Origin of the sequence: Flavobacterium kochi (assembly GCF_048286715.1) — a bacterium.
GTDB lineage: Bacteria > Bacteroidota > Bacteroidia > Flavobacteriales > Flavobacteriaceae > Flavobacterium.
The window spans coordinates 105078-114916 of sequence record NZ_JBLVPW010000017.1 but is presented as its reverse complement, the minus strand read 5'-3'; the positions used below and the strand labels follow the sequence as shown (position 1 = coordinate 114916).

Annotated in this window: 8 protein-coding genes; 1 reads left to right on the top strand and 7 read right to left on the bottom strand. The window is 36.9% G+C overall.

The features are described from left to right. Positions 1-156: 156 nt before the first annotated feature. From groL to miaB, 7 genes are all read right to left on the bottom strand, one after another. A complete protein-coding gene (gene groL / locus ACNQGH_RS15720) occupies positions 157-1785 on the bottom strand; it encodes a chaperonin GroEL (protein ID WP_417956969.1) in 1629 nt (542 codons plus the stop codon). Between the two features lie 39 nt (positions 1786-1824). Beyond that, positions 1825-2100 (bottom strand): co-chaperone GroES, encoded by a 276-nt coding sequence (locus ACNQGH_RS15715; RefSeq protein WP_035670228.1) that lies wholly within the window; start codon positions 2098-2100, stop codon positions 1825-1827. Positions 2101-2236: 136 nt separating this feature from the next. After that, positions 2237-2581 carry a preprotein translocase subunit SecG gene (gene secG / locus ACNQGH_RS15710; protein WP_417956968.1) on the bottom strand — a complete coding sequence of 115 codons (345 nt, stop codon included), beginning with the start codon at positions 2579-2581 and terminating at the stop codon, positions 2237-2239. Between the two features lie 3 nt (positions 2582-2584). After that, positions 2585-3439, bottom strand: coding sequence for a tetratricopeptide repeat protein (locus tag ACNQGH_RS15705; RefSeq protein ID WP_417956967.1), 855 nt, complete (start codon positions 3437-3439; stop codon positions 2585-2587). Between the two features lie 145 nt (positions 3440-3584). Beyond that, entirely contained in the window at positions 3585-4088 is a 504-nt protein-coding gene (locus ACNQGH_RS15700) for an LptE family protein (RefSeq protein ID WP_417956966.1), read from the bottom strand. Between the two features lie 71 nt (positions 4089-4159). Then, a complete protein-coding gene (locus ACNQGH_RS15695; RefSeq protein ID WP_417956965.1) occupies positions 4160-5419 on the bottom strand; it encodes a sigma-54 interaction domain-containing protein in 1260 nt (419 codons plus the stop codon). An 80-nt stretch (positions 5420-5499) separates the two neighbouring features. Next, positions 5500-6945, bottom strand: coding sequence for a tRNA (N6-isopentenyl adenosine(37)-C2)-methylthiotransferase MiaB (gene miaB / locus ACNQGH_RS15690; RefSeq protein WP_417956964.1), 1446 nt, complete (start codon positions 6943-6945; stop codon positions 5500-5502). Positions 6946-7322: 377 nt separating this feature from the next. On the opposite strand from miaB, the gene topA reads away from it, so the two are divergent. Further along, positions 7323-9839 (top strand): type I DNA topoisomerase, encoded by a 2517-nt coding sequence (topA, locus tag ACNQGH_RS15685; RefSeq protein ID WP_417956963.1) that lies wholly within the window; start codon positions 7323-7325, stop codon positions 9837-9839.

The following is a 9839-nucleotide window of genomic DNA, read 5'->3' as shown; positions in this document are numbered from 1 at the left end:
CATCTAAAAAGCCTTATGGTTACAGTTAAATGTACGAAGAAAGGAGCAGAAAAACCGAGGTTTTCTACTCCTTTTTATTAACAATTAATCCTTAAAAAAGACTTTTTCAGTGCCCTCACTTTTGGTGAACGGATTTTATATATAAATGGACTGCTATTACATCATTCCTGGCATACCTCCACCCATTGGGTTTCCGCCACCATGATCTTCTTTAATATCAATCAAAGCACATTCAGTAGTCAGGATCATTCCTGCAACAGATGCAGCATTCTCTAAAGCCACACGAGTTACTTTTTTAGGGTCTATAATACCTGCTTTAAGCATATCAACATATTCGTCTGTTTTTGCATTGTAGCCAAAATCACCTGATCCTTCAGCAACTTTTGCAACAACAACGGATCCTTCAAGACCTGCATTTTCAACAATAGTTCTCAATGGAGACTCTACTGCACGGGATACGATTTGAATTCCTGTTGCTTCATCAGGATTGTCCGCTTTAATAGTGCTTAAAACATTTTTAGCTCTTAATAAGGCAACACCACCACCAGCAACAATTCCTTCTTCAACAGCAGCACGAGTTGCGTGAAGTGCATCATCAACTCTGTCTTTTTTCTCTTTCATTTCTACTTCAGAGGCAGCACCAACATAAAGCACAGCAACTCCACCAGCTAATTTAGCCAAACGTTCCTGTAGTTTTTCTTTGTCATAATCAGAAGTTGTAGCTTCCATTTGACCTTTTATTTGGTTTACGCGATTTTTGATCATGTCCGCTTCACCAGCACCACTTACAATTGTAGTATTGTCTTTATCGATAGTAACTTTTTTAGCAGTTCCTAACATTTCGATAGTGGTGTTTTCTAGAGTGTACCCTCTTTCTTCTGAAATTACCGTTCCTCCGGTTAAGATAGCAATATCTTCAAGCATTGCTTTTCTTCTGTCACCAAAACCAGGAGCTTTTACAGCAGCGATTTTCAAGGCTCCGCGTAATTTATTTACCACCAATGTAGATAATGCTTCACCATCAACATCTTCCGCAATAATCAATAATGGTTTTCCTGATTGGGCAACTGGCTCAAGAACCGGTAATAATTCTTTTAATGAAGAAACTTTTTTGTCATATAAAAGGATGTAAGGATTTTCCAATTCTACTTCCATTTTTTCTGAATTGGTAACAAAATAAGGAGAAAGATATCCTCTGTCAAATTGCATACCTTCAACAACATCAACGTAAGTATCTGTTCCCTTAGCCTCTTCAACAGTGATAACACCTTCTTTTCCTACTTTTGCAAAAGCCGTAGCGATCAACTCACCAATTACTTCGTCATTATTAGCAGAAATTGAAGCAATTTGTTTTATTTTTTCAGAATCACTTCCAACAACTTTAGCTTGTTTTGCTAAGTCCGCTACGATAGCTTCAACGGCTTTGTCAATACCACGTTTCAAATCCATTGGATTCGCTCCTGCAGCAACGTTTTTCAAACCTTCTTTCACTATTGCTTGCGCCAAAACAGTTGCAGTAGTAGTTCCGTCTCCAGCTAAATCATTAGTTTTAGACGCTACTTCTTTTACCATTTGAGCACCCATATTTTCCAATGGATCTTTCAATTCAATTTCTTTTGCAACGGTAACACCATCTTTAGTGACATTTGGTCCGCCAAAAGCTTTTCCAATAATTACGTTACGACCTTTTGGTCCAAGAGTTACTTTTACTGCATTTGCTAATGCGTCTACACCACGTTTTAATCCGTCACGTGCTTCAATATCAAATTTTATATCTTTTGCCATTTTAATTTATTTTGTTAATTCGTTTATTTGTTAATTCGATTATATTATTGCTAAAATATCGTCTTCACGCATGATCAAATAATCTTTTCCTTCTAGTTTCAATTCAGTTCCGGCATATTTCCCGTAAAGAACAGAATCACCAATTTTTACAGTCATTGTGTGATCTTTTGTTCCGTTTCCAACTGCAACTACAGTTCCTTTTTGTGGTTTTTCTTTTGCTGTATCTGGAATAAAAATCCCTGACGCAGTTTTAGTTTCAGCTGCAACTGGTTCGATAAGAACTCTGTCTGAAAGTGGTTTGATGTTTAAAGCCATGATTTTATGTTTTTTTTATTATTTTTATGATTGCATTTAAGATTTCAGAAATTATGCCATCCTGACGAAACTGACATATTTTCTTATAAAAAATGCCAGCTTTGACAGGCTGGCATTCAGAATAAAAAGTGTTATTTTATTTTGCTGGATTTGTTGGAGCAGGTGTATTTTGAACCGGAGATGCTGGAGTAGCAGTTGCCGGTGCAGCAGTTCCTGTTTGTTCAATAATTTTAGAATCATTATCACTTAATGCTCCTGTAAAGCTTAAGCTGGAAAGCAATATAAGTACAATTAAAATAGTAGCAAGTGTCCAAGTGCTTTTGTCTAAAAAATCAGTTGTTTTTTGTACACCACCTAACATTTGAGAACCCCCTATAGTAGAAGATAATCCACCACCTTTAGGGTTTTGAACCATTATTACTACGATCAATAGAAAACAAACTATTGTTATTAAAACTAAAAAAATTGAAAATGTGCTCATTGTTTAATTATTGTTTTGTTGTAAAATCTTAATATCCGAGATACGGTCTGCAAAGAAACTACTTTTTTCTGGATATTTCAAAATTAATATTTCATAAGCTTGAATCGCTTTTTGATATTTTTTTTGTTCCAAATAAACTCTTGCTAAAGTCTCTGTCATCAGGTAGGAATTGTCGTCTTTATTAAGGTCAAAAGTAACTGTTGATGCAACGCCATGTTTCACAGGTGAAATCTTCGGGCTGGTTTCTATAAATTTATCAATTAACGCTGCCTTTTTCTTTTTGTCCTCATCTTCTATTAGCTGGGTTTTGGAAGTATTCACACTTTTCGTTTCTCTGACAATCGGCTGCGTTCGGGACAATTGAAGCCATTCCTGGAAGGAATGCTTTTCGCTTACGGAAAAATCCAAAGGAGTTCCGATAGCTAGCTTTTCTTCCGGAGTTTCCGAAGGTCCGTCAGATTCTAAGGGCAACGCTTCTTTTATGGAAGTAAGAATCGATTGTTCGAGGGTATTTATCTTAGGTTCCAGTTTTTCTTTCTGAATAAGTATTTCACTGTCAACTACTGTAATGTCAAGAAGCGCTAATTTTTGTTTATCGTATAAATCTTTTTGAATCGCAGTAAATGTATCTGAAGTGATAAAATCAAACAATACCGTTCTGTCAGTTGTATGTGCGGCAGTAACTTTTAAAGCAAAATTATACTTAAAACTATTTTGATTATACAGACCTTTTAGACGTAAAGCTCTGGCGCTTTGGAAATAGGGAAATTCATCCAACACATTTCCCAATGCTTCCGTTTGCTTTTCATTGATAGCATCTGGCCTGTTTATTAAATAAGTATAATCGGTTACGTTCATTTTTAGATTTCAGATTTCAGATTTCAGTCCCATAGCTTCGGGATCAGATTTCAAAAAAAATAATTAATTCATAATGGCATTAAAAAAAACAGGTATGCTATACAATAGGATTCCAACTGAATACTGAATACTGCCCCTTAGTTTTTTACCACTTGGCAAGCGATTCATTAAAGATATCCTGGGTTATTCTTTCGAAGATTTCTTTCAATGCACTATTCAAAGTGGAACCTACCAGTTGTTGCTCCGCCGGATAATCATAATAAAACTCGAATTGTTTTTCAAAATCATCTGTTTCTTTATTTTTATTGGTAAACCGGACATTTACTCTTATTTTTAATCTGTTTTGAGCCGCTTTCTGATCAGCAGTTGCTGTCATTGGACTTATTCTGTAATCTACAATCTCTCCTTCGTAAGTTAAATCAGCACTGTTTTTTACTAAATTTAAATTGGTTTGATTCTGAATAAGGTCTTGTAACGTCAGAGTGAAAGTTCGGTCAATTCCAGGTTCGATCAATTCTGCATTATTTTGGAAAAAATTTACCTGAAATGTTTTCGCATCAATTTTTCCTGTCCCTGTAAAGTTGTAAACCGAGCAACTGTTGAAAGTTACTGCAAGTAACAAAATAAAAATATATTTTATGTTTTTCATTCTAAATTTTAAAATTGCTTCGCCAGTTCACTAATGCCCCGGTCAAAGATATTGATTTTCAATTTGATTTTTTACAAATCGAATTGTTTGATTTTTCGATATAAAGTTCTTTCGGAAATACCTAATTCATCTGCAGCTGCTTTTCGTTTTCCTTTATTTTTTTCCAATGATTTTTTAATCATTTCAATTTCTTTTTGTTCTAATCTCAAAATTTCTTCTTCCTCTTCTATTGTTTCTGCAAACAGGTAGCTATCGTCATTCTCCTGATAACGCTCTTCTTTATTTGGGGTTGTAATTAAAGCTGTTCTTGGTTCTTCTTCGAAATCTATTTCACTGTCGTTCTCTTGTGAGCCGTAGATTTTTTTGATCAGATTTTGATTTGTTTCCTGCACTTTAGAGCTTCCGCTTTGCATTAATTCTAAAGTAAGTTTCTTCAGGTCATGCAAATCACTTTTCATATCAAAAAGCACTTTGTACAAAATTTCTCTTTCGGTATTGAAATCGCCATCGCCTTTCTTGTCCTTGATCACTGACGGTAAATTGGTGCCTTCAGCAGGTAAGTAGGATTGTAAAGTCGCGGCAGAAATTTCACGGTTCGTTTCCAAAACCGAAATTTGTTCTGCTACATTTCTCAATTGACGGATATTACCGCTCCAACGAAATTTTTGTAAAACAGCAACGGCGCTTTCGTCTAATTTCAAAGGGGGCATTTTGTATTTGTGCGCAAAATCAGAAGCGAATTTTCTGAATAGCAAATGAATGTCTTCTTTTCGTTCTCGCAAGGGAGGTAAATTGATATCCACCGTACTCAAACGATAATACAAATCTTCACGGAATTTTCCTTTCTCGATGGCATTAAATAAATTTACATTGGTAGCTGCAACGATACGGACATTGGTTTTTTGAACTTGTGAAGAACCCACTTTTATGAATTCGCCATTTTCCAAAACACGAAGCAACCGCACTTGAGTAGTCAAAGGCAATTCGCCAACTTCATCAAGAAAAATAGTTCCGCCATCGGCCACTTCAAAATAGCCTTCACGGGTATTGGTTGCACCGGTAAAAGCGCCTTTTTCATGTCCAAAAAGTTCACTGTCAATGGTTCCTTCAGGAATAGCGCCACAGTTTACGGCAATATATTTCCCGTGTTTTCTATGCGAAAGGGAATGAATGATTCTGGGAATATTCTCTTTCCCAACACCACTTTCTCCCGCTACCAGCACCGAAATATCAGTAGGAGCAACCTGAATGGCTTTTTCTATCGCCCGATTGAGCTTCGGGTCATTCCCAATAATCTCAAATCGTTGTTTTATAGCTTGAACTGATTCCATTTTTATCTGTGTTTAAAGTTTTCTTTACTTAAGCGTTCCAGTTATTGAGACCACTTTAAATCTTAAGCTTTTAACTTTTTTTAATTCATTATACTTAACCCGACCGCTTCTCCTTTTAGAGTTCCACTGGTACAGCTCAAAATTCTTACATTGACAAAATCTCCGATTTTATAATTTTCCTTTGGGAAAACCACGGTAATACTTTGTGAATTCCTTCCGGAAAACTCTGCTGTCGATTTTTTGGAAACTTTCTCTACCAAAACTTCTACGATTTGACCAATGAATTCTTCACTGCGCAACCAGGCATGTTTTTGTTGTAAATCGACAATTTCCTGTAGTCTTCTTGCTTTTGTTGCTTCGGTTACATCATCTTCCATTTTTCGTCCTGCCAAAGTTCCCGGACGTTCTGAATACGAATACATATAACCAAAATTATACTTCACATATTCCATCAAACTCAGGGTGTCCCGATGATCTTCTTCAGTTTCAGTTGGAAAACCGGTAATCATATCTTGTGAAATCGAGCCGTTTGGAATAATCGTTCTGATTTTATCAATCAAAGCCATGTATTCTTCACGGGTGTGTAAACGGTTCATTTCTTTTAGAATTCTATTGCTTCCAGATTGAACAGGCAAGTGAATGTGCTTGCATATATTAGGATGCTTTGCAATCACATGTAAAATGCTTTCGTGCATGTCTTGCGGATTTGATGTCGAAAAGCGAATGCGCATTTTTGGAAAACCAACCGCTACCATTTCCAGTAGTTGGTCAAAATCAACTGCGGTCGCTTTTTGCATTTCGGTTGCATTCTCAAAATCTTTCTTCAGTCCGCCGCCATACCATAAGTAACTGTCCACATTTTGACCCAAAAGTGTAATTTCTTTAAAACCTTTGTCCCACAAATCCTGAATTTCTTTGATGATACTTTGCGGCTCACGGCTGCGTTCTCGTCCGCGGGTAAAAGGCACCACACAAAACGTACACATATTGTCACAGCCACGGGTGATAGAAACCAAAGCGGTAATTCCATTACTCATCAATCGAACAGGCGAAATATCGCCGTAGGTTTCATCCTTCGATAAAATCACGTTAATCGCATCACGCCCTTCTTCAACTTCTTGTAAAAGGTTCGGTAAATCTTTATACGCATCAGGACCTACCACAAGGTCCACAATTTTTTCTTCTTCCAAAAACTGACTTTTCAGACGTTCGGCCATACAGCCTAAAACGCCCACTTTCATTTTCGGATTAATACGTTTTACAGCATTGTACTTTTCCAGACGTTTGCGAATCGTTTGCTCCGCTTTGTCCCGAATAGAACATGTATTTACCAAAACCAGATCGGCTTCTTCCAACACTTGCGTTGTATTGTATCCGTTGCCGGATAAAATAGAAGCTACGATTTCGCTATCCGAAAAATTCATCGCACAGCCATAGCTTTCTATAAATAATTTTTTAGTATTCTCGGGTTTATGTTCCAAAACAAGACTTTCACCCTGTTTGCTTTCTTCAATAATCTTTTCCATCCTATATTTTCAAAGCACAAAGATAACGCAATTCAAATAAATATGACAAGATGTCAGATGAAGAATTAACATTGTTTTAATTTTTTATTTTGCGATCTCAGGCTGTAATCGAGGGATGAAGCCATTTTTGGCTTTCTGTTACCAATTCTCATAAAAAAGTAAAGTTTCCGAAGTGCTGAAGAGAGCTTCTGTTGGTCGCTTTTTTGGAGAAGAAAATTTTTACTTTTTTGCTTCAGGATTTTTACTGCGGCCGGGGCTAAAAAACAGTCGGGTATCGCTACAACTTCCCTGGTAATGGTTGTGAAATAGTTCAAAAATAAAATCAAAAGCCCAATATTTAAAAAAAATAGATACTTTTGTCCCAGAAAAATAGAGCAATGGCAAAGAATTTAGTTATAGTTGAGTCCCCTGCAAAGGCAAAAACAATCGAGAAATTTCTAGGAAGTGATTTCCAGGTAGAGTCAAGTTATGGGCATATTGCCGACTTACCTTCAAAGGAAATTGGTGTAGATGTAGAAAATGGTTTCAAACCCAAATATGAAGTTTCTGCCGATAAAAAAGCATTGGTAAGCAAATTAAAGACTTTAGCCAAAAATGCCGATATGGTTTGGTTAGCAAGTGATGAGGATCGAGAGGGAGAAGCTATTTCCTGGCATTTAGCCGAAGAATTAAAGTTAGACAAAATGAAAACCAAGCGTATTGTTTTTCACGAAATTACCAAAACAGCGATTCTGAAAGCTATTGATAATCCACGTGAAATCGATTATAATTTAGTCAATGCACAACAGGCACGTCGTGTATTGGACCGATTGGTTGGTTATGAATTGTCGCCTGTACTCTGGAGAAAAATAAAAGGAGGACTTTCTGCCGGTCGTGTACAATCGGTTTCGGTTCGTTTGATTGTGGAACGTGAAAGAGAAATTCAAAACTTCAAAGCAGTAGCGTCGTATTCTATTGTGGCAGAATTTACTAACGAAGCAGGAAAATCATTCAAAGCCAAACTGCCTAAAAATTTCAATACTAAAAAAGAAGCCGAAGATTTTTTAAATAAAAATATAGGTTCTACTTATAAGGTAGCCGATTTAGAAACTAAACCTACCAAAAAATCACCAACCGGTCCCTTTACGACTTCAACTTTGCAACAGGAAGCAGCTCGTAAATTGTATTTGCCTGTTGGGATTACGATGCAACTCGCACAACGTTTATACGAAGCCGGACTTATTACTTATATGAGAACGGATAGTGTAAATTTATCCAAAGATGCGATGGATGCTGCCCAAGCCGAAATTATCAAATCCTACGGAAAAGAGTTTTCAAAACCCCGAACTTTTGTCAATAAAAGTAAAGGAGCACAAGAAGCACACGAAGCAATTCGTCCAACGGATATGTCACGTCACACGGTAAATATCGATAGAGATCAGGCCCGTTTGTATGATTTGATTTGGAAAAGAACACTGGCTTCGCAAATGAGTGATGCACAATTGGAACGTACGAACGTGAAAATTGAAGCGAATAATCACAGTGAGGTATTTACGGCCTCTGGAGAAGTTTTACTTTTTGAAGGTTTCCTTAAAGTATATCTGGAAGGAAATGATGAAGATGATGAAGAGCAGGAAGGTATGTTGCCGGCGATGAAAGTCAACGAAAAATTGCAAAACAATTATATTACAGCGACAGAACGATATTCCCGTCCCGCTGCACGATATACTGAAGCTTCTTTGGTAAAAAAATTAGAGGAATTAGGAATTGGCCGTCCTTCTACTTATGCGCCGACAATTTCTACCATTATCAATAGAAATTATGTCGAGAAAGGAAATCTGGACGGACAAGAACGAAATTATACCCAATTGACTTTACAATCTGGAAAAGTAGGGGAGAAGTTGCTGAAAGAGAATACAGGTTCTGATAAAGGAAAATTAGTTCCTACCGATATTGGAACTATTGTTACGGATTTCCTGGTTAAGAATTTCGGAAATATCCTTGATTATAATTTCACTGCAAAAGTGGAACAGGATTTTGATGAAATTGCAGAAGGAAATATTGTTTGGACAAAAATGATGCAGGAATTCTATGATAAATTTCATCCTACAGTAAAAGATGTTGAAGCCAATGCCGATAGAGAAAGCGGTGAAAGAATTTTAGGAACAGATCCAAAAACGGGTAAGCCCGTTTCGGTGCGTTTGGGGAAATTTGGACCAATGGCCCAAATTGGAGCTGCAGATGATGAAGAGAAAAAGTTCGCCAGTTTGATGGCGGATCAAAATATTGGGAATATTACTTTAGAGGAAACTTTAAATTTATTTTTGTTGCCAAAAAATCTTGGAGAATATAAAGGCGAGGAGGTTGAGGTGAGTAATGGTCGTTTCGGTCCTTATATTCGTCATGGTGCGGCTTTTGTTTCTTTGCCAAAGGGCGAAAATCCGCTGGACGTGGATTTCGAAAGAGCCAAGGAATTAATTGATGAAAAAGCAATAGCGGATGCACCGATTGCAATTTATAAAGGAGAAGGTGTTCAAAAAGGTGTGGGTCGTTTTGGTCCTTTCATCAAATGGAACGGTTTGTTTATAAATGTAAGCAAGAAATACAATTTCGATAATTTGTCACAATCAGATGTGGAAGAATTGATAGAGGATAAATTACAGAAAAATATTGATAAGGTTTTACACAATTGGGAAGACGAGGGAATTTTGGTTGAAAAAGCCCGTTGGGGACGTTCTGTTATCACCAAAGGAAAAATCAAAATTGAATTGAGTAAAGAGGTTGATGCCACAAAATTGACCTTAGCGGAAGTTCAGGAAATGATTGCCAAGAAAACGCCGGCTAAAAAAGTAGCTGCCAAAAAAGCTCCGGCAAAGAAAGCTGTTGTAAAGAAACCTGTAGTAAAAAAGAAATAA